General features: G+C 55.9%; 20 protein-coding genes. 12 read left to right on the top strand and 8 right to left on the bottom strand.

Going from position 1 to position 22,514, the window contains the following annotated elements:
• Window positions 1–279: 279 nt before the first annotated feature.
• The 5 genes from ACH3PB_RS12765 to ACH3PB_RS12745 all read left to right on the top strand — a co-directional run bounded on the left by ACH3PB_RS12765 (window position 280) and on the right by ACH3PB_RS12745 (window position 5,268).
• On the top strand, window positions 280–2,106 hold the full coding sequence (locus ACH3PB_RS12765; protein ID WP_416395404.1) for a choice-of-anchor D domain-containing protein: 1,827 nt from the start codon (window positions 280–282) through the stop codon (window positions 2,104–2,106).
• A gap of 58 nt (window positions 2,107–2,164) precedes the next feature.
• Window positions 2,165–2,857: a DUF6160 family protein gene (locus ACH3PB_RS12760; protein ID WP_416395402.1), complete on the top strand. Its 693-nt coding sequence runs from the start codon at window positions 2,165–2,167 to the stop codon at window positions 2,855–2,857.
• Between the two features lie 64 nt (window positions 2,858–2,921).
• Window positions 2,922–4,349: a class II fumarate hydratase gene (locus ACH3PB_RS12755; protein ID WP_416395400.1), complete on the top strand. Its 1,428-nt coding sequence runs from the start codon at window positions 2,922–2,924 to the stop codon at window positions 4,347–4,349.
• Between the two features lie 34 nt (window positions 4,350–4,383).
• Window positions 4,384–4,722, top strand: coding sequence for a YcgL domain-containing protein (locus ACH3PB_RS12750; protein WP_416395398.1), 339 nt, complete (start codon window positions 4,384–4,386; stop codon window positions 4,720–4,722).
• A gap of 9 nt (window positions 4,723–4,731) precedes the next feature.
• On the top strand, window positions 4,732–5,268 hold the full coding sequence (locus tag ACH3PB_RS12745) for a hypothetical protein (protein WP_416395396.1): 537 nt from the start codon (window positions 4,732–4,734) through the stop codon (window positions 5,266–5,268).
• A 43-nt stretch (window positions 5,269–5,311) separates the two neighbouring features.
• On the opposite strand, the gene ACH3PB_RS12740 is transcribed toward ACH3PB_RS12745, so the two are convergent.
• From ACH3PB_RS12740 to ACH3PB_RS12725, 4 genes are all read right to left on the bottom strand, one after another.
• Window positions 5,312–6,040, bottom strand: coding sequence for an amino acid ABC transporter ATP-binding protein (locus ACH3PB_RS12740; protein ID WP_416399455.1), 729 nt, complete (start codon window positions 6,038–6,040; stop codon window positions 5,312–5,314).
• A gap of 77 nt (window positions 6,041–6,117) precedes the next feature.
• Entirely contained in the window at window positions 6,118–7,266 is a 1,149-nt protein-coding gene (locus ACH3PB_RS12735; RefSeq protein ID WP_416395394.1) for an amino acid ABC transporter permease, read from the bottom strand.
• A gap of 24 nt (window positions 7,267–7,290) precedes the next feature.
• On the bottom strand, window positions 7,291–8,469 hold the full coding sequence (locus ACH3PB_RS12730) for an amino acid ABC transporter permease (protein WP_416395392.1): 1,179 nt from the start codon (window positions 8,467–8,469) through the stop codon (window positions 7,291–7,293).
• Window positions 8,470–8,584: 115 nt separating this feature from the next.
• The gene (locus ACH3PB_RS12725; RefSeq protein WP_416395390.1) at window positions 8,585–9,607 is read right to left on the bottom strand and encodes an amino acid ABC transporter substrate-binding protein; all 1,023 of its coding nucleotides are present in this window, start codon (window positions 9,605–9,607) and stop codon (window positions 8,585–8,587) included.
• 211 nt (window positions 9,608–9,818) lie between these two features.
• On the opposite strand from ACH3PB_RS12725, the gene ACH3PB_RS12720 reads away from it, so the two are divergent.
• The gene (locus ACH3PB_RS12720) at window positions 9,819–10,265 is read left to right on the top strand and encodes a lipocalin family protein (protein ID WP_416395388.1); all 447 of its coding nucleotides are present in this window, start codon (window positions 9,819–9,821) and stop codon (window positions 10,263–10,265) included.
• Window positions 10,266–10,309: 44 nt separating this feature from the next.
• Here the strand turns inward: ACH3PB_RS12720 and ACH3PB_RS12715 are convergent, their stop codons facing one another.
• Window positions 10,310–11,593 (bottom strand): 6-phosphofructokinase, encoded by a 1,284-nt coding sequence (locus ACH3PB_RS12715; RefSeq protein WP_416395386.1) that lies wholly within the window; start codon window positions 11,591–11,593, stop codon window positions 10,310–10,312.
• A 106-nt stretch (window positions 11,594–11,699) separates the two neighbouring features.
• On the opposite strand from ACH3PB_RS12715, the gene mpl reads away from it, so the two are divergent.
• The 4 genes from mpl (at window position 11,700) to ACH3PB_RS12695 (ending at window position 15,844) form a co-directional block, all read left to right on the top strand.
• Window positions 11,700–13,094, top strand: a complete 1,395-nt coding sequence (gene mpl, locus ACH3PB_RS12710) for a UDP-N-acetylmuramate:L-alanyl-gamma-D-glutamyl-meso-diaminopimelate ligase (protein WP_416395384.1) — start codon at window positions 11,700–11,702, stop codon at window positions 13,092–13,094.
• Complete coding sequence (locus ACH3PB_RS12705; RefSeq protein ID WP_416395382.1) at window positions 13,091–13,714, top strand: flavin prenyltransferase UbiX; 624 nt, start codon at window positions 13,091–13,093, stop codon at window positions 13,712–13,714. The genes mpl and ACH3PB_RS12705 overlap by 4 nt, the downstream gene beginning before the upstream one ends.
• Before the next feature lie 40 nt (window positions 13,715–13,754).
• Window positions 13,755–14,594, top strand: coding sequence for an ATP-binding protein (locus tag ACH3PB_RS12700; RefSeq protein WP_416395380.1), 840 nt, complete (start codon window positions 13,755–13,757; stop codon window positions 14,592–14,594).
• 104 nt (window positions 14,595–14,698) lie between these two features.
• Window positions 14,699–15,844, top strand: coding sequence for an acyl-CoA dehydrogenase family protein (locus tag ACH3PB_RS12695; RefSeq protein WP_416395378.1), 1,146 nt, complete (start codon window positions 14,699–14,701; stop codon window positions 15,842–15,844).
• Window positions 15,845–15,861: 17 nt separating this feature from the next.
• Here ACH3PB_RS12695 and ACH3PB_RS12690 read toward each other — a convergent pair whose 3' ends face one another.
• The gene (locus ACH3PB_RS12690) at window positions 15,862–16,881 is read right to left on the bottom strand and encodes an alpha/beta hydrolase (RefSeq protein ID WP_416395376.1); all 1,020 of its coding nucleotides are present in this window, start codon (window positions 16,879–16,881) and stop codon (window positions 15,862–15,864) included.
• Window positions 16,882–16,929: 48 nt separating this feature from the next.
• Window positions 16,930–17,439: a hypothetical protein gene (locus tag ACH3PB_RS12685; RefSeq protein ID WP_416395374.1), complete on the bottom strand. Its 510-nt coding sequence runs from the start codon at window positions 17,437–17,439 to the stop codon at window positions 16,930–16,932.
• Between the two features lie 144 nt (window positions 17,440–17,583).
• Here ACH3PB_RS12685 and ACH3PB_RS12680 point away from each other — a divergent pair, with 144 nt between their 5' ends.
• Complete coding sequence (locus tag ACH3PB_RS12680) at window positions 17,584–18,261, top strand: DUF4234 domain-containing protein (protein WP_416395372.1); 678 nt, start codon at window positions 17,584–17,586, stop codon at window positions 18,259–18,261.
• 70 nt (window positions 18,262–18,331) lie between these two features.
• Complete coding sequence (locus ACH3PB_RS12675; RefSeq protein WP_416395370.1) at window positions 18,332–19,471, top strand: putative solute-binding protein; 1,140 nt, start codon at window positions 18,332–18,334, stop codon at window positions 19,469–19,471.
• Window positions 19,472–19,474: 3 nt separating this feature from the next.
• Here ACH3PB_RS12675 and ACH3PB_RS12670 read toward each other — a convergent pair whose 3' ends face one another.
• Window positions 19,475–22,450, bottom strand: coding sequence for an EAL domain-containing protein (locus tag ACH3PB_RS12670; RefSeq protein ID WP_416395368.1), 2,976 nt, complete (start codon window positions 22,448–22,450; stop codon window positions 19,475–19,477).
• Window positions 22,451–22,514 lie beyond the last annotated feature (64 nt).

Genomic DNA, 22,514 nt, shown 5'->3' with positions numbered 1-22,514 from the left:
AACCTGTCTTTTAGCCCTCTTTTGGGGGATAGCATACCTCCTGTCTCTGTGCGTCAGCGCGCAATACTTGTCCAAAACCTGAACAGGGTCACGAAAACACGAACCCATCGCTGTGCTTTCCCTTTTTAACAAAACGGCTTCCGTTTAGGACAATGCTTAGTTTCTGATCTTGTCGCTAAATGGTTGGTGTGACAGGAAAAAAGGACGACAGAAAGTACTGTAATCGACGGATCATCCCTGATTCGATTTGATAGAACAACAGAAAAGAGGACGACAATAATGACCACGACTTATAACGCGCGACTCACGCGCCTTGGTGCTGCAGTGGCAGGCACAGTGCTCATGGCAGCTCATACCATGGCCTATGCAGAGCCTGTGACTCTGGATCTGCAGTTGACCTGCCCATTCCCACTGATTGGCTCACAGCCTATCAAAGCTCGGATTACTGCCGATTACCCCACTGAAATATCAGCGAGCGAAGGCGTGCCGGCAATTACTGTTGATACCATCACTGTAGTCAACGAACCCTCCCGTCAGGGCTTGTCACTGCTCGGCGCGGTTACTGTGACCGGTACAGCACAGAGCTTCACCACCATCAGTACAACCGCTCGCGACATCGAGAGCGTTGTTGACCTCACGGTCGAACCGTCTCCTGTACCAAGTACACCTGGCGAGTTTGAAGTGGCCGCAGGCGGCGTAGCCGCGCCTGTACCACTTGCTGCTGGCGATGTAGGTCCAGCTCAGGTCACTGTTGACGACCTTATTCTGAGCCTGCGCAACCTGCGTGCTGATGGCACGCTGGCAGGCATGCCTGTTGGCGAGTTCACCACCGATTGCGCAGTGGATGCTGGGCAGAACACTGTGCTGGCCAGCTTCGACGTAGTCGAGGGTGGCGGAGGCGGTGGCGCTGATCCGGCCAACATCGCAGTTGATGTTGAAGCTGTCGACTTTGGTAATGTCCAGCTCGGTATATCCGAAACGCGCAGTGTTACTGTCACCAATGATGGCGACGGCATTCTCGCCATCAATGGCGTAACCGTGACTGGTGCGAATGCAGATGCGTTCATTCAGACCAACGACTGTACCACGCTTGCTTCCGGCGAGAGTTGTACCATCGATGTGACCTTTACAGCTGCTTCGGAAGGCGCACAGGCCGCCGTACTGACTATAGAGTCTGACGATCCAGATACTAGTGTCGTGAGCGTGGATCTGAGCGCTAGCGGGCAGCTGGAGCCAGAGGCTGATATCGAAGTGAGTGAAACCGATCTCGGTTTTGGCTCGATCGATCTGGGCGTCACTTCTGACCGCACACTGACTATCAGCAACGTTGGTAGTGCAGCGCTCAACATCAGTGATGTTTCACTGCAGACCGGTGGTGATTTCTCGCTGCTGAGCAACGAATGCACCACCATCGCGCCTGAAAGCAGCTGTGACATTGGCGTGCGCTTCACCGGCAATGCCGTTGGCACCAGCAGTGATGTGCTGACCATTTCATCGGATGATCCGGACGAAGCAGCTGTCACTGTAAACCTGTCAGGTCAGGTCAACGATGATGATACCGGCGGTTCGACCCTCGATATCACACTCGACGTTGACGGTTCCACAACACTGACCGCAACGGGCAACACGCTGCCACTTTCTGGCGTTATCGACAGCGTTGTTGATCTGGCGACTGGTGAGCTGACTGCAGATCTGAAGCTTGAGCCAACCAGCGGCACCTTCCAGGTGATCAAGTGGTTCCGCAAGCTTACAGCTACTGCACAAGTTGAGTTCGAAAACGTGGGTGAGGCGACCGGCACGCTGATCGATGGCAAGCTGACCACCTCGGCACAAGCCTACGTCAAGGTCCCACGCGTCACAGTCAACCTCTTTGGCATCAAGCTTCCCATCGGTGGCGGTGCCAACTGTAGGACTGCAGAACCAGTGTCGTTCACTGTGGCTTCGCCAGAAGGCGAAACCTTCCTGCCACTCGGCGGTGGCAAGGTCACCGGCTCCTATGATCTGACAGCGCTGGAAAACTGCGGTGCACTGACCTCGGTTCTCAGCAACTTCCTCGAAGGCGATGACAACACCATCAACCTCACTCTGACACCAGTTCAGCCCTGAGGCTGGTCGGGGCCTGCGCAATGCAGGCCCCTCCCTTAGCAAACCTGGAGTAGACTACATGAGAACAACATTAAAATACGCGTCACTGGCTGCTGCCATCATGACGGCAATGAGCGCGCAAGCTGAACTGCAGGCTATTGATGATGCAGACATGGCGGAAGTATCAGGACAAAGCGGTATCGTAATCGAAGCAGGCTTCGGCACGATCGGCGGTATCGACAAGACTGCCGAGAACGCCTACACGGCCAAGACAACGCTGGAAAACGGTACAGTGGTCGAGCAGGCAGGCACCCTGGGAGATTTCTATGGCGCTGACTGGTCGAATGCCGGCATCACGATCGAGGCATTCAAATATATCGTGGATATCGAAGGCGGCTGGGATCAGGAAACCAATACCGGCGTCAATACCCGACTGGAGCCACTGCAGAGTGCTCTGACCGAGAAACCGAAGGCAGGTATCATCGTCAAGGATATCGCCATTGCCGGACGCATGGACGTGACCATCGATGCCACGGCTGACCTCGCCAACGTCGTTGCCAACGGCGGTAATGTTGCTGAAGGCGATGGCGGTATCGGTATCACATTCAGTGACTCCGATATCCACTTCAAGATGGGTGACATGGGTGTTTTTGTCGAGCCATACGAAGGGATTGGCGTCGTTGGTGGTCAGGTCAGCAGCTTCGGCAGTGTTGAAATGCTCGGCATGAACATAGACGGGCTCGGACTCGTTATTCGGGGTAATGGTCTCTAACAAGACTGCCACTCGCTGGCTGGCGTAGGTAACAGAAGCATACCTACGCCAAACGGAGAGACACATGTCAGGGGACACCGGAGATAAGGGAAATCTGCCACTGGATGGTAATAGCGGAAGCCAGGCGAAAGGCTTCCGCTCCGAACACGACAGCCTCGGCGAGGTCCGGGTACCACAGAAGGCGCTATGGGCCGCACAGACCCAGCGTGCTGTCGATAATTTTCCGATGAGTCATCGGCGCCTGCCGGATGCGTTCATCCAAGCGGTGCTTGAAATCAAGAAAGCCGCTGCACAGGCTAACGACGAACTTGGTGAACTCGATGCCAAGCGCTCCAGGGCGATCGTCAATGCAGTCGACAAGCTGCTGAACGACGATAATCTCCTCGATCATTTTCCTGTCGATATCTTCCAGACCGGCTCCGGCACCAGTACCAACATGAACGCCAATGAGGTTATCGCTCATCTGGCAAATGCAGTTGGTGACGACGAAATCCATCCCAATGACCACGTCAACAGGGGACAAAGCAGTAATGATGTCATTCCCAGTGCCATTCAGGTCAGTGCCGCATGCTATCTGCATCGATACACACTGCCGGCGCTGACGCATAGCATACAGGTGCTGAACCAGCGCTCGGAGTCGTTGGAGGCCGTTATCAAGACCGGTCGGACTCACCTGATGGACGCCATGCCTGTCAGTCTGGGCCAGACCCTTGGTGCCTGGGCGGCACAAATGGCAGACAATCGTGATCGTCTCAACGATATGCTCGCTCAGTTGCTGGCCCTGCCTCAGGGTGGTACTGCTGTCGGTACAGGCATCAATGCGCATGACTCTTTTGCCGAGACATTCAACAAGATGTTGGGCCAGAATACCGGACTGCCGTTTCGCAGGGCGAATAACCTGTTTTCCAGAATCAGTGCCCAGGATACTGCTGTCGCCTTATCAGGGCAGTTGAAAACCTGCGCCGTTTCGCTGATGAAAATTGCCAACGATCTGCGCTGGATGAACTCCGGCCCGCTGGCAGGTCTTGGCGAGATTCAGCTTGAAGCGCTGCAGCCCGGTTCATCGATCATGCCTGGCAAGGTCAACCCCGTGATTCCAGAGGCCGTCGCCATGGCGTCTGCACAGGTCATTGGTAATGATGCGACGATTACAATCGCGGGGCAGTCAGGCAACTTTGAGCTCAATGTCATGTTGCCAGTCATCGCCGACAATCTCCTGTATTCTCTCCAGCTCATCACCAATAGCTGCCAACTCCTTACAGACAAGGCAATCGCCACCTTTAAAGTGAATCATGAGCAGCTGGAAAAGGCCCTTGCCTCAAATCCTATTCTGGTTACGGCACTAAATCCCGTTATCGGCTACGAGGCGGCCGCGACAATTGCCAAACAGGCGTACAAGGAGAAGCGCCCGGTTCTGGATGTGGCTGTGGAGCAGACGGACATGAGCAGGGAAGAACTGAAGGCCTTACTCGATCCGGCCAAACTCGTGTAGACTTCGTCCACTTTTCAGCCAGTGGACAGCCAAGATGAGTGCTAAAGCAGAAACGGGTCTCGTGGCACAGCGCCTGAGCGCCTTCCGGTGTGCGAGAAAGGCCGATATGTATCTGTTCGTACCTGCCGGGCGAGATCAGGCTACGGTGGAGGCCGAGCTGCCCGATGGCCTGATGCAGGCCACTGGCCGTCTGACCTACGCCATGGATTTCACGGCCGATCCCGCACGTAAACTCGCACGCTCAGATGTACAGCAGGTTTTGCAGAACATTGCTGAAAAAGGCTACTACCTGCAGATGCCGCAATCGGAAGCCGATATCGAGGCGATGATGACCATCATCAGTGCCGAAACCTCCGGAAACAGACCACTCTGAGCCAGAGCCATGAGTAACAGGTCCGACGCCAAAGATCAGTGGTGGCTCAAGCCGATCCAGTCCCTGGATAGAGCGCAGTGGGAGTCTCTGTGTGATGGTTGCGGAAAGTGCTGCCTGGAAAAGCTCGAGGATGAAGACGGTGGGGGCATGTTGTTCTCCATTATCGCCTGCGACCATCTGCGCACAAAGTGCGGCAACGGTCCGGGCGGCGTGGAAACGAAAACCGTCACCTGCGCCTGTTATAGTCAGCGACTCGCCCGCAAGACCGACTGCATCGAAATTACCCCCGCACTCCTGGCGAAGTCGTCACGCTGGCTGCCGGCGACCTGCGCCTATCGATTGCGATGGGAAGACAAGCCCCTGCCCGAATGGCACCCCTTGATCAGTGGAAGCAGGGAATCCGTAAGGCAGGCGGGTCATAGTGTGACTGACAAAGCCATGTTCAACGATGGCAGGCAGAAGCTTACCAATGCGGAGAAGCTTGAGAACCTGCTGGCGAATGACGAGGTGGACTGGGAGCCACTCGTCATCCGCGACTGGAGCTAGCGAGGCGCCGGCTCCTGCAGGGAAGCGCCGAGCTACAAGATAGCTAGTGGTTCAATATCTGGCTCAGGAACAGTTTGGTGCGCTCATGCTGCGGATTTTCGAAGAAGGCATGCGGCTCGTTTTCTTCCACGATCTGACCCTGGTCCATGAACACCACACGGTCGGCAACGGTTTTCGCAAAGCCCATTTCGTGCGTGACACAGATCATTGTCATGCCTGATTCAGCCAGTTCCACCATGACGTCCAGCACTTCCTTGATCATCTCCGGGTCCAGTGCGGAGGTTGGTTCATCGAACAGCATGACCGCCGGGTTCATACAGAGGCTTCGAGCGATCGCCACACGCTGCTGCTGACCACCCGATAGCTGGCCCGGATACTTGTGAGCCTGCTGCGGAATCTTCACTCGCTCGAGGTACTTCATCGCTTCTTCCTCGGCCTGCTTCTTCGGCGTCTTCCGAACCCAGATGGGCGCAAGCGTACAATTCTGCAGTACCGTCAGGTGAGGGAAAAGGTTGAAGTGCTGAAACACCATGCCGACCTCACGACGCACGGTGTCGATGTTCTTGAGGTCGTTCGTAAGCGGGACCCCATTGACGATGATGTCACCTTCCTGATGTTCTTCCAGACGATTGATGCAGCGAATGCAGGTCGACTTGCCCGACCCGGACGGGCCGCAGATGACGATACGCTCGCCCCGACGAACCGAGATGTTGACGTCCTTGAGCACATGAAAGCTGCCGTACCATTTGTTGACGTTACGCAGTTCGATCATGAGTTTTTCGTTTGATGCTGTTTTTGCCATGTCTTCAGCCATTTGTAAGGCTCCTGATAAATTCTTGTTGATGCGGGTCAGTCCTGCTTATGGCCGGTACTGAACCTGCGCTCGAGTCGCTGACTGTATTGCGACATGCTGAAGCAGCAGATCCAGAACATGAAAGCGACGAAGAGATAACCTTCTACTGATACCTGAGGCCAGTTCGGATCGGTAATCGCTGACTGGACGATGGCCAACAGATCGAACAGACCGATGATGAGCACCAGACTGGTATCCTTGAACAGTGCAATGAAGGTATTGACGATACCGGGGATCATCAGCTTCAGCGCCTGTGGCAGTATGATCAGGCCGGTCTTTTTCCAGTACCCCAGCCCAAGCGCCTCGGCGGCTTCATACTGACCCTTCGGTATGGCCTGCAGACCACCTCGAACGACCTCGGCCATGTAGGCGCTCTGGAACATGATGATACCGATCATCGCCCTGATCAGCTTGTCGGTGTCGGTTCCTGCGGTCATGAATAGCGGCAGCATGACTGAAGCCATGAATAACACCGTAATCAACGGGACGCCTCGCCAGAACTCGATGTAGGTGATGCAGATGCTGCGCACCACGGGCATCTCCGATCGCCTTCCCAGGGCCAGCACGATACCTATGGGCAGGGAGGCCACAATGCCGACTACCGCCAGTATCAGAGTGAGTGAAAACCCTCCCCAACGATGCGTGCCCACTTTGTCGAGGCCGAAAGATCCGCCCAGCATGAGGTAATAGGCGATCACCGGAAACACGACCAGCGTGAATAGCGCGATCCATTTCTTGCCAGGAATGGCATCGACCACGAGGCCGATGATGCAGGCAGCGAACAGGGCAAACATGATATTGATTCGCCAGACTTCATCCGAGGGATAGAACCCGTAAATGAACTGGGGAAAACGGGTCTTGATGAAGACCCAGCAGGCGCCTGAGCTGGTACAGGCCTCTGCCGAGTCTCCGGCGAGGTCCGCGTTGAGAATGCCCCAGTTCAGAAACCAGGATAGACCTTGATAGATGAAATAAAGTGCGACCAGCGTCAGTATGGTGTTGGCAACACTGTTGAACAGATTTGCTCGCACCCAGCCCACAAAACCCACCGTGCTGCCGGGCGGTTTTCTGTCTGGCAGCTGGTTAAATCCAATGGCATTTTCCGGCTGCGGTGCTGTCAGCGAATCACTTGGTATATTCGGCATATCATTCGGCTCCCAGGGATCGTCTTACCGCTCAACGAGCGCCTTACGAGAGTTGTAGAAGTTCATGGCTGCAGAGGTCACGAGACTTATGGTCAGGTAGACGCCCATGGTCATGAAAATTATTTCCACCGCCTGGCCTGTCTGGTTCAGCGTGGTTCCGGCGAAGACGGACACGAGATCGGGATAGCCGATCGCCGTCGCCAGAGACGAGTTCTTCGTCAGGTTCAGGTACTGGTTGGTCAGCGGCGGGATAATGACGCGCATCGACTGTGGAATGACGATGAGGCGCAGGCGTTGGCCGTTGCTGAGGCCGAGTGCACTGGCCGCTTCAGTTTGCCCATGGGAGACCGCCTCGATACCTGAACGGACGACTTCGGCGATGAATGCCGAGGTATAGATGGTCAGTGCAACCAGCAGCGCCATGAACTCCGGTATGATTGTAATACCGTCGCGGAAGTTGAAGCCTGTCAGTACCGGATATTCCAGGGTCAGTGGTGACCCGACCAGGAAAAAGACGACCAATGGCAGGCCGATGATCATGCCCAGAGCGGGCAGGAAAACCGGCACTATGCGACCTGTTTCAGCCTGAATTTTCTTCGCGTAGCGATGCAGTATGAAGCTAGCGACGACGCCAACGATGATGGCGATCCAGACCAGGTTGAAACCATCACCAGGAATGGGCTCCGGAAGATAGAGGCCTCGAATATTCAGAAAGACAGACTCTCCCAGCGACATGCTGTCCCGCGGCGAGGGCAGGGCGCGCAATACCGCGAAATACCAGAAGAATATCTGTAACAGTAGTGGGATGTTTCTGAACAGCTCGATGTAGCACAGGGCCAGCTTGCGAATGAGCCAGTTGGACGAAAGGCGTGCGATGCCCATCAGGAAGCCGATGAGGGTCGCGAAGAATATTCCCAGGCCCGAGACGAGCAGGGTATTGAGCAGACCGACGGTAAACGTGCGCGCGTAAGTGTCTGTCTCTGAATATTCGATGATCGACTGTATGATGCCAAAGCCAGCCTGGTTGTCGAGAAAGCCGAAACCGGTGGTGATGCCTCTGGCGGCCATGTTGGTCGACGCGTTGTCTATGATCTGCCAGAAGAATCCGGCGACACAGGCTGCGGCGATGAACTGAAAGAATATGGATCGAATTCTGGGGTCGTATATCAGGCTTTTCTTACCGCTCTTTTGCCCGTTACTCATGGTGCGGGCTCCTGTGCGGCATACTTGCTTCTTATAGTGGCAGGCATGATTAAATTCCGTAGCGGAAAACTATATACATGAATCAGAAAGGGCGCCCTGGGGCGCCCGTTATGTCTTATCTGACTGGCGGAGCGTACTGAAGGCCGCCTTCCGTCCAGAGCGCGTTGAGACCGCGCTCGATCTTCAGCGGAGAATCCTTGCCGACATTGCGCTCGAACATTTCGCCGTAGTTGCCAACCTGCTTGATCGCATTGGCAGCCCAGTCGGCGGAGAGACCAATGTTCTGGCCCATGTCCTGATCTTTCACACCCAGCAGGCGCTGAATATCAGGATTATCGCTCTTCTTCATTTCCTCGACGTTCTTCGAGGTCACGCCGAGCTCTTCTGCATTCAACTGCGCGAAGTGAACCCATTTCACGATGTTGAACCACTGGTCGTCACCCTGCTGAACCACGGGGCCCAGCGGCTCCTTGGAAATAACCTCGGGCAGAACGATGGCCTGCTCTGGATCTTTCAGCTTCACACGCAGTGAATACAGTTGTGATTGGTCCGAAGTCAGTACATCGCATCGACCGGTCTCGAAGCCCTTTACGGTCTGATCAGACGTATCGAATACGATAGCCTGGTACTTCATGCCGCCTTCCTTGCGGAAATAATCTGCGAGGTTGAGTTCGGTGGTGGTGCCGGCCTGGATACAGACTGCAGCGCCGTCGAGTTCCTTGGCGCTGCTGACGCCCAATCCCTTATTCACCATGAAGCCCTGGCCGTCGTAGTAATTGACGCCGGCAAAGTTCAGGCCCAGGGAGCCGTCACGGGTGATGGTCCAGGTGGTGTTCCGGGAGAGAATATCGACTTCGCCCGACTGTAGCGCGGTGAAGCGCTCCTTGGCGTTGAGAGGTATGTATTTGACTTTTTCAGCATCTCCCAGGACTGCGGCGGCGACGGCTTTACAGTGATCGACGTCGATGCCGGTCCACTTGCCTTTTTCGTCCGGGTTGGAGAATCCTGGCAGACCGGTGCTGACGCCGCACTTGATGACACCTTCTTTTTTCACGTCATCGAGTTTTGCTGCACTGGCGTGGCTGGATGCACCAAAAACGCTTGTGACGATAATGGCAGACAGAAGTGTTACTTTCATGGAAGTTCCTCTTTTATGTTCTTATGTTCGGAATCGACGTTAGCATACGCTTTTTTTCAAAAGAAGCGCTAGACCCTAACGACGACGGCTTAAACAAACGATATAGGTATAACTCATAATGGTCTGCATCAAATTTGTGCGCACGTTGTTTCTAACGCTCGGAGTGGGCGCCCTCTTATCATGCACTGGAGTGCCGGAGGGTGTGGAGGTCGTGCGCGATTTTGAGGCGTCGCGTTATCTAGGCAAGTGGTATGAAATTGCGAGGCTGGATCACAGTTTCGAAAGGGGGCTGCAAGGGGTGACCGCTGAGTATAGCGAGCGCGAGGATGGTGGTATCGACGTGGTCAACAGCGGTTATAACGTTGAGGAAGACAAGCGCGAATCTGCTGAAGGTAAAGCCTATTTCATCGACGACCGCGACCTTGGCCGGCTGAAGGTAAGTTTTTTTGGGCCGTTTTACGGCGCCTACAATATCATCGAACTCGATGAGGATTATCAGTGGGCCATGGTGTGTGGGCCGGACAGAGACTATCTGTGGATACTTGCCCGCAGTCCGAATCTTGATAAGGCCATCGTTGACCGGCTGATTCAGAAAGCCGCTGACCTGGGCTTTGCAAGTGACGAGCTGATCATGGTACGACACGAGACGCCACTGTAGCGGCATTCTGAGAGGAACGCCCTACAGCGGCTCTACAAAGCTCGTCAGATGTCGAAGGTGTCCGGAAGCTTCTTCGCCACCAGCTCATTGCGCAAGGTCACGTAGGCAGGTAGCCCGTCCTCGAACGGCGGCGGCGCCTCGCCCACGATGAGTGGTTTCAGATACTGCCTTGCTTCAGCAGTGATGCCAAAGCCATCCTCCGATATGAAGTTCGCCGGCATGAATTTTTCGACGTTGGCGATTTCGCTCAGAGGAGCCTCGCCAACGTGCCAGCGATAAGGCATGTCCGATTCTCGAACGATGATCGACATGCTGGCATTCCGGCCTTCCAGCGCCAGCTCGACCGCATGCTGACCCACCGCCACGGCGTGTTCGAGATCGGTGGCCGACACGATATGTCGGGCCGAGCGCTGAAGATAATCCGCCACCGCCCAGTGGTAGCGATAGCCAAGTCGGTCCTTGATCAGGTTGGCGATCAGTGGTGCAACCCCACCAAGTTGGGAATGGCCAAAAACGTCCTTCAGGCCAGAGTTGGCCAGAAATTCACCATCGGCGTTCTGTACGCCCTCAGAAACCACCACGGTACAGAAACCATCGCGCTCCACGCTCGCTTGCACTTTCGCCAGAAAAGCCGGTTCGTCGAAGGCCACTTCCGGGAACAGAATGACCTGTGGCGCATGGCCGACTGCGCCATCGGGCAAAGTGCTTCCTTCAGCCTGCGCCAGCCCGGCGGCCGCCGCTATCCAGCCGGCGTGCCGGCCCATGACTTCCATCACGAAGATCTTCGTCGAGCTGTTACACATCGATTTGATATCGAGAGTGGCTTCCATGACTGAGGTGGCGATGTACTTCGCGACAGAGCCGAAACCCGGCGAGCAATCGGTCAGCGGCAGATCGTTGTCCACGGTCTTCGGAATGCCTACGCAAACGAGGGGGTAACCCATCTTCTCGGCGACCTGCGACATCTTCAGTGTCGTGTCAGAGGAGTCGCCACCACCGTTATAGAAGAAATAGCCGATGTCGTGCGCGCGAAAGACCTCGATGATGCGCTCGTATTCTGCAATGTGCGAGTCGATGTCCTTGAGCTTGTGTCGGCAGGATCCGAATGCACCGCCAGGTGTATGCTTCAGCGCAGCAATCGCTTCATCCGACTCAAGGCTGGTGTCGATGAGCTCTTCGCGCAGTGCGCCGAGGATGCCGTTACGGCCGGCATACAGCGTGCCTATCAGGTCTGGATGCTGACGGCATGCTTCGATGACTGCGGCGGCGGAGGCGTTGATGACAGCTGTAACACCGCCAGACTGAGCGTAGAACGCATTTTTGCGCATTCGTAATACCTGCTATTGTGAGCGACAATTGATATCCAGAGCCGACCAGCCCCTCGCAGAGAGGCCGGTCACGTCCAAAATTTGTGCAAGGATAATGTTTCGCCCCATGCATCTCCACTTTTTAGGTATCTGCGGTACATTCATGGGCAGCCTTGCCTTGCTTGCGCGGGAGCTTGGTCACCGGGTCAGTGGCTCCGACCAACATGTCTATCCACCCATGAGTACGCAGCTCACCGAGGCTGGTGTTGACATCATGAACGGCTATGAGCCGGCGCATCTCCAGCCCGCGCCCGACCTTGTTATCGTCGGCAATGCCATGAGCCGTGGTAATCCCGCCGTCGAATACATGCTTGACCACAATCTGCCTTACAGCAGCGGCCCAGAGTTTCTCAGAACTCAGGTGTTGCAGAATCGCTGGGTACTTGCTGTGTCTGGGACGCATGGCAAGACCACTACCACGACGATGCTCACCTGGATTCTGCGTGAGGCGGGTATGGCGCCAGGCTACCTGATCGGGGGCGTGCCCAACGGCTTCGACAACTCGGCAAGTCTGGGCTCGAGTGACTTCTTCGTCATAGAGGCTGATGAGTACGATACCGCTTTTTTCGACAAGCGCTCCAAGTTCGTCCACTACCTGCCGAAGACGCTCATCATCAACAACCTCGAATACGATCATGCCGATATCTTTCCGAGTCTTGCGGACATTCAGCGCCAGTTCCATCACCTGATGCGCATTCTGCCAGGGGTCGGCGAGGTCATCTATCCGGCTGGCGTAGAAGCGGTTGATCAGGTGCTGGCGAAGGGCTGCTGGTCACGTCGTGCCGCGTTTGGTATCGAGGGCGCTGGCGAAGCTGCACTGTGGACCTGCAGCGCAAAAAGCGATGATTGCGCCACCTTCACCGTGTTACACAAGGGCAAGGTGGTTGCCGAAGTGCAGGGTTCGATGGCCGGCCGGCATAACATGTTGAATGGCCTAGCCGCGATTGCTGCAGCCCATCATGTTGGTATCCTGCCAGATGTGGCAGCGCGAGCCCTGAGCAGTTTTCCGGGCGTCAAACGCCGTCTTGAGCTTATCGTCGAGCAGCCGGCGCTTCGCATCTATGATGACTTTGCCCATCATCCTACGGCTATAGAGGAGACCCTGGGTGCCCTGCGTGCAAGACATCCGCAGGCAACCATCACGGCTGTTATCGAACCGCGTAGTAACACCATGAAGCAGGGCGTGCACTATGACCGCTTATTGCCTTCGACTGCGGTCGCCAATGCCGTGGTCTGGGCCAATCTCGACGCCTCCGACTGGCTGGATACGCTGGTGCTGGAGCAGGGGCCGGCCGCGGCGAACAGCCAGTTGGTCTGTCATGATCAAGCCGGCATTCTCGATGCCCTCAGCGCCAGCCTTGCCAATGGTAGTAGCGAACATATCGTGGTGCTGATGAGTAACGGTGGCTTCGGCGGGCTGTCCGCCCGCCTGCAGAATGACTACAGGCAGGCCGCGCAATGAAAACCGTGACGCTTGCTATTACCGGTGCATCGGGCTTCCAGTATGGTTTGCGTTTGCTTGAAGTGCTGTTACAGGCGCGCCACCGAGTTTATCTGCTGGTCTCCAAGGCGGCCTACGTCGTCGCAGCGACCGAACTCGACCTGAAATTGCCGGCTCAGGCAGCGGCGCTTCAGCAGTACCTGATCGGCAAGTTCAAGGCAGACCCGGAGCAGATCCGTGTATTCGGCAAGGAGGACTGGATGTCGCCAGTGGCCTCAGGCTCGGGCTCACCGGAGTGCATGGTCATTTGCCCATGCAGCACCGGCACACTGGCCGCTGTGGCTCATGGGCTCAGCAACAACCTAATCGAAAGGGCAGCAGATGTGGTGCTCAAGGAGCGCAAGAAGCTCATCCTGGTCCCACGGGAGTCGCCGTTCAGTACAATTCATCTGCAGAACATGTTGACGCTCAGCCAGGCCGGCGCCGTCATTCTGCCAGCTGCGCCAGGCTTCTATCACAAGCCGAGGCAGATCGAGGATCTTATCGACTTCGTGGTAGCCCGCATCCTGCAGCAACTGGATATCCCCCAGACGCTCATGCCAGTCTGGGGCAGGACAAACGCAGGTCCAGAAGTACACTAGACAACGCACATCTTAATGTTCAGGGATAAGGAAGAGTGGTATGTCATTCGACTGGCGACATCATAAAGCAGCAATCTGGCGAAGCGGACCCCCGGATCAGGAGCGTGGTTCACCCTGGACCTCGGACGTCGTATTAAGAGCGGTGCGGGCTTACGACGCGGTCGCACTGGATGACGTCTATTCAGTCGATCAGCAGAAGCGTGCGCTCGTCAGCAATACCGAGCGCTTTCTTGGCGGGCTCAAGGCCAATCATGCCTTGCTTTGGGGCGCCAAGGGCACCGGAAAGTCGTCACTGATCAAAGCCGTGCTCAATCATTTTGCCCCGCAGGGTCTGCGGCTGATCCAGGTGGAGAAGTCGCATCTCTCCGACTGGCTCACAATCGCAGACCTGATCTGGGATACGCCGGAATATCATTTTATCCTCTACTGCGATGATCTTTCTTTCGACTTCGGCGAGAGCTCCTACAAGGGCCTCAAGAGCCTGATCGAAGGCTCGATCGAAATGCCACCACCGAACATGTTGATGTATGCGACCTCCAACCGGCGACATCTGCTGCCGGAGCATATGCATGAAAACCTCGATGCCCATGTCGAGGATACAGAGATTCACATGAGCGAGGCGCTCGAGGAGAAGATCGCACTTGCAGACCGCTTTGGCTTGCGATTGGGCTTTTATCCCTTCAATCAGGATGCCTATCTGAGCCTGGTGGATCTGTATTTCCCAGAGCCCCTGTCGACACGTTTCGTGGATCGGGAAGAACTACACCGTATGGCTATCCAGTTTGCCACTGCCCGTGGGGGGCGTAGTGGGCGAGTCGCCCAGCAATTTCACCGGCATTATTCGGAAGACCGAAGCGGATCGCGGGTTGGCATGCAGTGAGCGCTGTCGGATTTCGTCAGCTTGAAAGAACCTTTTCCTCATTGGGGCCGCCAGCGACCTGAGTCAGACTCGAAGCACTTAATAGCCGAGTGAGGGCGCACGCCATGACCAGCAGTATTCCACGCGAACTGTTCGATGCCGATGTCGAAGGTTTCAGAAACAGCTTTCGCAAATTTCTGGAGCAGGAGGCTATTCCTTATCATGCCCAGTGGGAGAAAGATGGTCAGGTCAGCCGGGCGCTTTGGCAAAAGGCAGGCGAGATGGGTTTCCTCTGTCCTGAACTGCCCGAAGAATATGGCGGTAGCGCTGCAGACTTCCGCTACTGCGCCGTGGTCTCGGAAGAAATCGCGCGTGCCGGCCTGTCGGGTATAGGTTTCGGTCTGCATTCCGATATCGTTGCGCCCTATGTGCTCCACTACGGCAGCGCCTATCTCAAGGAACACTATCTGCCAAAAATGGCGAGCGGCGAGCTGGTTACAGCCATTGCCATGACCGAACCGGGCGCCGGCTCCGACCTGCAGGGTGTTCGAACAACAGCGGTGAAACAGGGCGATCACTATATCCTCAACGGTAGCAAGACCTTCATCACCAACGGTCAGATGGCTGATCTGGTCATCGTGGTCGCAAAGACCGACCCGGCAGAGGGCGCCAAGGGCATCAGTCTGTTTCTGGTAGAGGCGGGATGGCCCGGTTTCAGCAAGGGGCGAAATCTTGAGAAGGTCGGCATGAAGGCGCAGGACACGTCCGAGCTGTTCTTCCAGGACGTGAAAGTGCCGGTCGCCAATCTGCTCGGAGCCGAGAATAGCGGCTTTATCGCCCTGATGCAGGAGTTGCCGCAGGAACGTTTGATGGTGGGCATCAATGCAGTTGCATCAGCAGAAGCTGCGCTGGAGTGGACGGTGGCCTACTGTAAGGAACGCAAGAGTTTCGGCAAGCCATTGATGAGCTTCCAGAACACCCGCTTCAAACTCGCCGAGTTGACCTCAGAAGTCACAGCGGCTCGCGTCTTCGTCGATCGCTGTCTCGAACTGCATCTCAAGCGCAAGCTGGACATCCCCACGGCGGCCATGATCAAGCAACTGACGACCGATCTGCAATGCCGGGTTACTGACGAATGTGTTCAGCTCCATGGTGGCTACGGCTATATATGGGAATACCCCATTGCCAGAGCCTGGGCGGATGCCCGCGTGCAGAAGATTTACGCCGGCACCAACGAAATCATGAAGGAAATTATCGCCCGCTCACTCTGAGATCGGGCGAGGGCAGATCAGGAGCCGTTGACGTCCAGGCCGTCGATGAATTTCGCCACAAGGTCGTCAGCTTCGGTCAGCACAGAAAAATGGCTGGCGCCCTTGATGAGTTCGTTGGCACGCATCCATGGCGTCCGGCCGTTCTGCTTGAAATACATTTTCGTGCGTCCGCCCTGGATGTACTCATCACTGCTGCCAGCGACCATTGCGAACGGAATTCGCAGACGACGTACCGCCATGTAGGGTTTGCTCAGCGCCAGGGCTTTGGCGAAGGCAAAGTTGTATTCCTTGACGAGACCGGGGTGGGCAAAGGTGTTTTCGTTGCTGTGCTGGACCTTGCCGGCGACACAGCCGCTGCAGCCGAAGCCAAAGGTCAGTTTGCCGGTAAGGCTGCCCAGCAGAACGCTCTCATAGTAGTTGCTCTCCTTGCTGCGGTAGAGCTCGGCCGACTCACCCAGATCCGGCGCTATGAATACAATGCCATCAAATCGCGGCGTTACCTTCCAGGCCATATAGTTTAACAGCACCCTGGCCGCACTCGAATGCGCCACGATCACCAGGGGGCGAACCTTGTCCTGTGATCGAACAAAGTTCAGCACAGTATCCATATCCTGCCACAGGGTATTCACGCGGCCGGGGCTGAGCGCGTCACCAGCAGAGCGGCCGTGACCTCTGAGATCGGGTGTGTATACCGCAACATCATGTTCGGCGGCCAGGGGAAAGGCGAGATGCTGGAGTCCAATGCCGCTGTGGAAACCCACCCCGTGCAGCAGTACTACTGAGGCCTTTGCATTTCGGGGAATGTACTGACGGTACGCCAGTCTTTCCCCGTCTTCGGCACTGAGGAACTTGGCCGTCGCCAATGGCACTTCAGTGTCGGGCAAACGGGTCAGGTCGATGTTGGCCGTGACGCTGCCAGCAAACAGCCAGCCGACCAGCGACAGGTAAACAGAGAACACACGGCCAAAGACCGGGCAGGCGGACGAGCGGCTGTAGACGGGCTTAACCTGTCGACCGGGTTTGGATATGACTGACATCTGACGCATTCCTGGCTGTGCAACTGTGTAGTTTGTTATTGCGCAGCATTAAAACACAGATATCGCCTCTGATTCATGACCTGACCGACAATCGGCAGCATTCCTGCTGCGCTCGGCTGCGTGTGTTTCAGCCTGCTCAGTTCTGACCGCCTCACTCAGCTGCAGGGCCTGTTGGGTAGAGGCCAGCTCTGTCTGCAGTGTTTCGAGCTCGTTTTGCAGACGCGCTACAATGTCGGTCTCGGTTTCAGCGATCCCGGTAGTGTCCGCTGTCTGCGATTCCGACCGTTTCAGTGACCTCACTGTTTCAAGGAGTTCCGCCCGCGCCTTGCTCGAGTCGTCAAGATCGTCAGCCAGCTGGCCAGTGTCGGCAGCGAGCCTGGACAATGTTCGCTCCAGCATCGCCTGCCGTTCATTGCTCTGCCAGGCAAACCATACGAACGCGGTTGCGATCCCCAGAGCGAGTGCGAGCAGCCACCAGCCGTGCTGCCGATCCCGCTCCTGCAGGCCCTCTTGCCTGCGATCACTGGAGAAACTGGATGGCGGGAAGGTGTCTGACATCACGGTCTCCGTAGACGGTATTTGATTTACTAAGTGTAGTTGATATGTAAAACTCAGAGAGTTCGCGAACTGAGTTCGCTATCAGTTTGCCATCGGATTTCCGATCCCTTTTCAATACACCAAACCTCTGGTCCGCATATAGTCATGTCCTCTTTTCCGGAAGATCCAGAATCGCGTCCCGATACGTCTACTCCGCCAAAATCCCCTGCCAACGGCTCGACGCAGTCAGATTCCAGCAGGGAATCAGCATCGGAAAACGGCCGCCTCGAGGCTGGAGAAAATAATACCTCGAACGAGCCCCCTCATCAGGACAAAGGGCCCGGCATCGCAGTGTTCAACAGCTTTAGCGTCTGGTACGTGCTGGGCCTCACGATACTTACTCAAGGCCTGTACTTCATGTACTGGCACTGGCATCGCTCCAAGAAACTGAACGAGGCACTGCCTGAAAATCCAATCTCGAGCACGTTCATCAATAACGTGGTGGCAGCCTACATTGTCTATATAGGCCTTGTTGTTTATGCCAGTGTGTATTTCCCGGAGGCACTGCAGGTGCCGGAAGGTGCCACGGTAGAAAGTCTGGCCGCGCAGCCGCTTCCAGGGGTGTGGGTAGCCGTGCAGATCTTTGGCAATATCGTCCTGATCCTGACGGCGATCTGGTCTTACAAGATCCGCAATCGCCTGAACCAGCTTCTGGCGGTCGAAAAAGGTCAGCCCTTGTGGAGCGGGCCCATACTTGCTGTGCTCTTTCAGGCATTCTATCTGCAGTGGAAGATCAACAAGGCGCTGGAGACAGAGACCAACCAGCTCATCCGGCGCTTCTAGCAGCCTGGCTTCCGGCCCAGAACCATCACAATCGCACAACAATAGCTGAGTATTTATGGACGTTCGAAGTATGACTATGCCAATCAGTGATTCAACCCAGAAGGGCTTTGCCAGGCCGATACCATTCCGGAGCCAATCCGCAGGATATCGCCTGCGTCTTCGGGCAGCAGCTGCGCTAGTTGTGTCCTTGTTGGCCATGCCAGTGGTTGCCGAAACAGCTGCACCTGCTGCAAAGGCCGATGCACCGGCTCAAGCTGGCGCCCCGATGACGGGCATGGTCGAACGAACATTTTGCATCTGGGACCCGGTAGGCTCGTCAGGCCCCATTGTGAGCCTTGTTCGGAATGCCCAGCCTGCCATGTTGGCCATTGGCGTGAAACTGAATATTCAGGCTTACACCGACGAAAACATCGCTGCCAATGATTTCAAGGGCGGGAACTGTGACGGCGTATTGATCACCGAAGTGAACGCGCGACAGTTCAATGCCTTCACCGGAACGCTCGGTGCCATCGGTGCCATTCCAGGCGACAAGGAACTCAAGACGCTGTTGACCACGCTGGCGCAGCCCAAGGCGGCCAAATTGATGCGCCAGGGGCCATATGAGGTGGCCGGTATACTGCCTATCGGCTCGGTCTTCATCTTCGTACGCGACCGCTCGGTCGACACCGTGGAAGAGCTTCAGGGCAAGAAGATGGCGGTATTCGAGAATGATCCTGTAGCAATGAACATGGTGCGCCGCATCGGTGGTTCAGTGGTAGGTTCTTCACTGGCCAACTTCTCAGGCCAGTTCAATAATGGCAGCGTCGATGTGATTTTTGCGCCGGCTGTTGCCTATAACACCATGGAGCTCTACAAGGGCCTGCAGTCGGGTGGGGGGATTCTGGACTTTCCCCTGCTACAGACCTCCATGCAGATTGTCATCGCCTGGGAAAAATTTCCGGAAGGTTTCGGTCAACTGATGCGTAGCCTGTTAATGCAGCGCTTCAGCGAGTTTCAGTCAATGGTGCAGCAGGCACAGAGCGAGATTCCCGCTGAAAACTGGATACGTCTGCCTGAAGAACGCAAGGAAGAATACCGGAACTTCATGCGCGACAGTCGCATCGCCCTGATGAAGGAAGGGCTTTACGACGCAAAGGCGCTCCGCCTCATGAAGAAGGTTCGCTGCAAGCATTCCCCGGCTGCGGCCGAGTGTTCTTCCAGCGAAGAATAGCCTTTACTGAACCTCCGGCTCAGGCAGACGCTGTCCTGAGCCGCTGAACAGCAGCTCGGGCTGGCCAATGTAGAAGCCTTGCGCATAGTCTACGCCGAGGTGGGTCATCAGCTCGAGCACCGCCTTGCTCTCCACATACTCTGCACACACGCCCATGCCGGTCAAATGGGCGATCTCCGTTATTGATTTCACCATCGCCAGATCAACAGGGTCTTCGAAGACATCCCGCACGAAACTGCCATCGATCTTGAGCAGGTCGACCGGCAGACTCTTCAGGTAGGAGTAAGAGGAGAAGCCACTACCGAAGTCATCGAGCGCGAACTTCAGACCGTTGCGACGCATGCTCATCAGAAAATGCTTGGTATCGGTGAGACTGGCCACCGCTGCCGATTCAGTAATTTCGAAGCAGATCTTGTTTTCAGGAATGTTGAAACGTTTGAACATCGTAGTCAGAAATTGCTGGAAGTCTTCACCGCCGATAGTCTGTGCGCTCAGGTTGATGTTGGCCTGACTCAGTGTTTCGAGGGCCCGAGGGTTCTGTTTCAGGAACTCGAAATAGTGCTCGATAACCCAGCGATCGATAAGATTGATCACGTTGAAGCGCTCGGCCGCTGGCAGGAATGCGCCTGGTAAAAGGGTTTGGTCACCGGCCTCAAAGCGTACGAGTAATTCGTAAGCTACGCCTTTCTGGGGACGCTGCAGTGCCTGTATGGGCTGGGTATATAGCCGTAACTGATCCGCCTTGATAGCGTTGCGCAATTCGCCAACCAGGATCATTTCACCCTGACGGATACGGACGGCATGACTGGCATCAGAGTGCACAACGACCCGGTTTCGACCGGCATCTTTCGCGGCGTAGCAGGCCGTGTCGGCCAGGCTGAATAGATTTTCTATGGTCGCAATTTCCCTGGTGATGGCAACAATCCCGATGCTGACGCCAATCGCAAAGGTCTTTCCCTGCCAGGCGAATCTGAAATCGGCGACCGCTGCACGCAGGCGATCGCCTACCTTCTTTGCCTCGTCCAGGTCGCAATCATTCAGCAGAATGGCAAATTCATCACCGCCGAAGCGGGCGATGGTATCGCTATCTTTCACGATCGTGGAGAACTCGGATGCCAATAGTCTGAGCAGCTCGTCCCCAGCCGAATGTCCGCCTGTATCGTTGACGATCTTGAACTGGTCGAGGTCCATGAACAGCATCGCATGCTCATGTTCACCCGTCGCCGCGGTGTCTATCGCACGCTGAACCTGCTTTTCGAACTCGAGCCGGTTGATTAACCCTGTGAGCGCATCGTGCTCCGCATAGTACTTGAGCTGGTCCTGGTGTCGGCGACGGTCGGTAATGTCGGTTAGAGACCCCTCGTATCCGATGCGTCCATTTGGAAGCTGCACAGTATGGATATTCAGCGTGCCCCAGAACTGGTTGCCTAGCAGATCCCTGCAGCTGGTTTCGTAGCCAATGATGTGACCTCTCTTCTGCAGGCGCTGGTACAGCAGCCTGAATTCCTCAGCCGATTCCGGAATCAAGCGCTTCATGGTGGGGGCGAGCGTAACGAGTTCAGCCTTACTATGAGCGCCCATAAGCTTGAGGAAAGCCGAGTTGCAGACCAGCAAGGCCCCCTGGTCATCCAGCTGAAATAAGCCTTCCAGCGAGTGTTCGTAAATAGTGCGGTAGCTGTCGAGATGGCGAATTGCGGCATCCTGCGCCTCCTCCTTCAATTTTCGTTCGATTCGGATCCGATCAGCCAGCGCGAAACTCATCAGTGAGACTGTGGTAATGGCACCAAAGTGAACGCTGTACTCGGTAAGCAGCGAGCGGTCTATGAGGCCGAATTTACTCAGAATGAAAGCTACAGCCGAAATGATGAAGATCGAAAACGCGAAAACAAAGAAGCGAGCCGACCTGTAACCATGTAGCAGTAGCCATACACCTGCGCAGAAATTGATGGACGGGCTGAAGCCCAGGTTCAGTATCGTGATCTTCACCGCAGCACTATAGGGCAGGACAGTAACCAGGAGACAAATGAGTGCATTGGCGGTCGCCAGCGCCTTCAGTAGCGTCGCCGCCCGCGGAGCGAAGCTTTCAAGGCTGAGATACTCCCGTGTAAACAGCGCCAGTGCCACAAAGGTAAAATTAACGGCCAGCATCAGCCCCTTTTCCTGAAGGAACACGGAGTACGGCCAGATATACTGGAAAGCCAGGCCAAGTGTGCAAGCCTGTACGAGCGCATAACCTGTCATGCACAAGGCAAAATAGAGATAGGAGCGATCGCCGACAGAGAGGTAGAGCAGTAGGTTCGTCAGCGCCATGATCCCGATAATGCCGATCAGTCCGCCGGAAAACACAGCCTGATCGAAGGTGCTCTTGCTGAAGCCAGCGGGCGTCCAGAGATCGAGGGGAACCTGCGCTGCCGAATCTGTCTTGATGCGCAGCAGGACGGCATACTCCATGTTTGGCTGAACATTGATAGGGAAGACGAAGTTGGGGTGCGGCACTGGACGCTGGGGAAAAATTTCCCTGTCCCCGGTGTGGAAATGTCTGGCCTCACCGAAGGACTGCTGGGCGCCTGCCGGTCGCGCAAGTACTACAGCGTCGACGTGATCGAGCAGCGAGTAGCCGACTTCGAGATAATATGTGGCATGCTCCTTGAGTGCACTGGTTTCCAGGAGCTGGGGAATGTAGAGCCAGTAAGCAGAGTCAGTGAATCCCAGATTCACTGTGCTGCGTGAGTACGGCTTGAAGCTATGCAGTCGGTCCAGCGCTTCATGCTTCGAAAGTCTGGCCTCGACATCCTCGAGATAGAGCAGTTCCTTGCCCGACAGCGCGCCGCCAAGCTCAGCATCGATCTTGGCGGCTGCGTGCTTGACGCCAGTGGGTAATAGTAAACAGGCCACGATCGCCAGCCGCATGAAACCCATGAGCACCCACTGGTACCAAGGGCAGGGTAAGCTGGAATAGTGCGGCGTCGTCCTTGCCATAAATCGTACGTCCCTTGATGACGGCGATCGATCCAGGACACCGGAACAGATCGGCCTACAATCA

This window comes from Allohahella sp. A8 (assembly GCF_047946665.1).
In the GTDB taxonomy this organism is placed as follows: Bacteria; Pseudomonadota; Gammaproteobacteria; order Pseudomonadales; family Oleiphilaceae; genus Allohahella.
The sequence above is the reverse complement of the archived record's forward strand: the minus strand, read 5'-3'. Positions and strand labels throughout refer to the sequence as shown.

Bases quoted from the DNA above. Each gene is read 5' to 3' on its own strand.
- ACH3PB_RS12765 (WP_416395404.1), top strand. From the start codon at position 280: ATGACCACGACTTATAACGCGCGACTCACGCGCCTTGGTGCTGCAGTG.
- ACH3PB_RS12760 (WP_416395402.1), top strand. From the start codon at position 2,165: ATGAGAACAACATTAAAATACGCGTCACTGGCTGCTGCCATCATGACG.
- ACH3PB_RS12755 (WP_416395400.1), top strand. From the start codon at position 2,922: ATGTCAGGGGACACCGGAGATAAGGGAAATCTGCCACTGGATGGTAAT.
- ACH3PB_RS12750 (WP_416395398.1), top strand. From the start codon at position 4,384: ATGAGTGCTAAAGCAGAAACGGGTCTCGTGGCACAGCGCCTGAGCGCC.
- ACH3PB_RS12745 (WP_416395396.1), top strand. From the start codon at position 4,732: ATGAGTAACAGGTCCGACGCCAAAGATCAGTGGTGGCTCAAGCCGATC.
- ACH3PB_RS12740 (WP_416399455.1), bottom strand. From the start codon at position 6,040: ATGATCGAACTGCGTAACGTCAACAAATGGTACGGCAGCTTTCATGTG.
- ACH3PB_RS12735 (WP_416395394.1), bottom strand. From the start codon at position 7,266: ATGCCGAATATACCAAGTGATTCGCTGACAGCACCGCAGCCGGAAAAT.
- ACH3PB_RS12730 (WP_416395392.1), bottom strand. From the start codon at position 8,469: ATGAGTAACGGGCAAAAGAGCGGTAAGAAAAGCCTGATATACGACCCC.
- ACH3PB_RS12725 (WP_416395390.1), bottom strand. From the start codon at position 9,607: ATGAAAGTAACACTTCTGTCTGCCATTATCGTCACAAGCGTTTTTGGT.
- ACH3PB_RS12715 (WP_416395386.1), bottom strand. From the start codon at position 11,593: ATGCGCAAAAATGCGTTCTACGCTCAGTCTGGCGGTGTTACAGCTGTC.
- mpl (WP_416395384.1), top strand. From the start codon at position 11,700: ATGCATCTCCACTTTTTAGGTATCTGCGGTACATTCATGGGCAGCCTT.
- ACH3PB_RS12705 (WP_416395382.1), top strand. From the start codon at position 13,091: ATGAAAACCGTGACGCTTGCTATTACCGGTGCATCGGGCTTCCAGTAT.
- ACH3PB_RS12700 (WP_416395380.1), top strand. From the start codon at position 13,755: ATGTCATTCGACTGGCGACATCATAAAGCAGCAATCTGGCGAAGCGGA.
- ACH3PB_RS12695 (WP_416395378.1), top strand. From the start codon at position 14,699: ATGACCAGCAGTATTCCACGCGAACTGTTCGATGCCGATGTCGAAGGT.
- ACH3PB_RS12690 (WP_416395376.1), bottom strand. From the start codon at position 16,881: ATGTCAGTCATATCCAAACCCGGTCGACAGGTTAAGCCCGTCTACAGC.
- ACH3PB_RS12685 (WP_416395374.1), bottom strand. From the start codon at position 17,439: ATGTCAGACACCTTCCCGCCATCCAGTTTCTCCAGTGATCGCAGGCAA.
- ACH3PB_RS12680 (WP_416395372.1), top strand. From the start codon at position 17,584: ATGTCCTCTTTTCCGGAAGATCCAGAATCGCGTCCCGATACGTCTACT.
- ACH3PB_RS12675 (WP_416395370.1), top strand. From the start codon at position 18,332: ATGACTATGCCAATCAGTGATTCAACCCAGAAGGGCTTTGCCAGGCCG.
- ACH3PB_RS12670 (WP_416395368.1), bottom strand. From the start codon at position 22,450: ATGGCAAGGACGACGCCGCACTATTCCAGCTTACCCTGCCCTTGGTAC.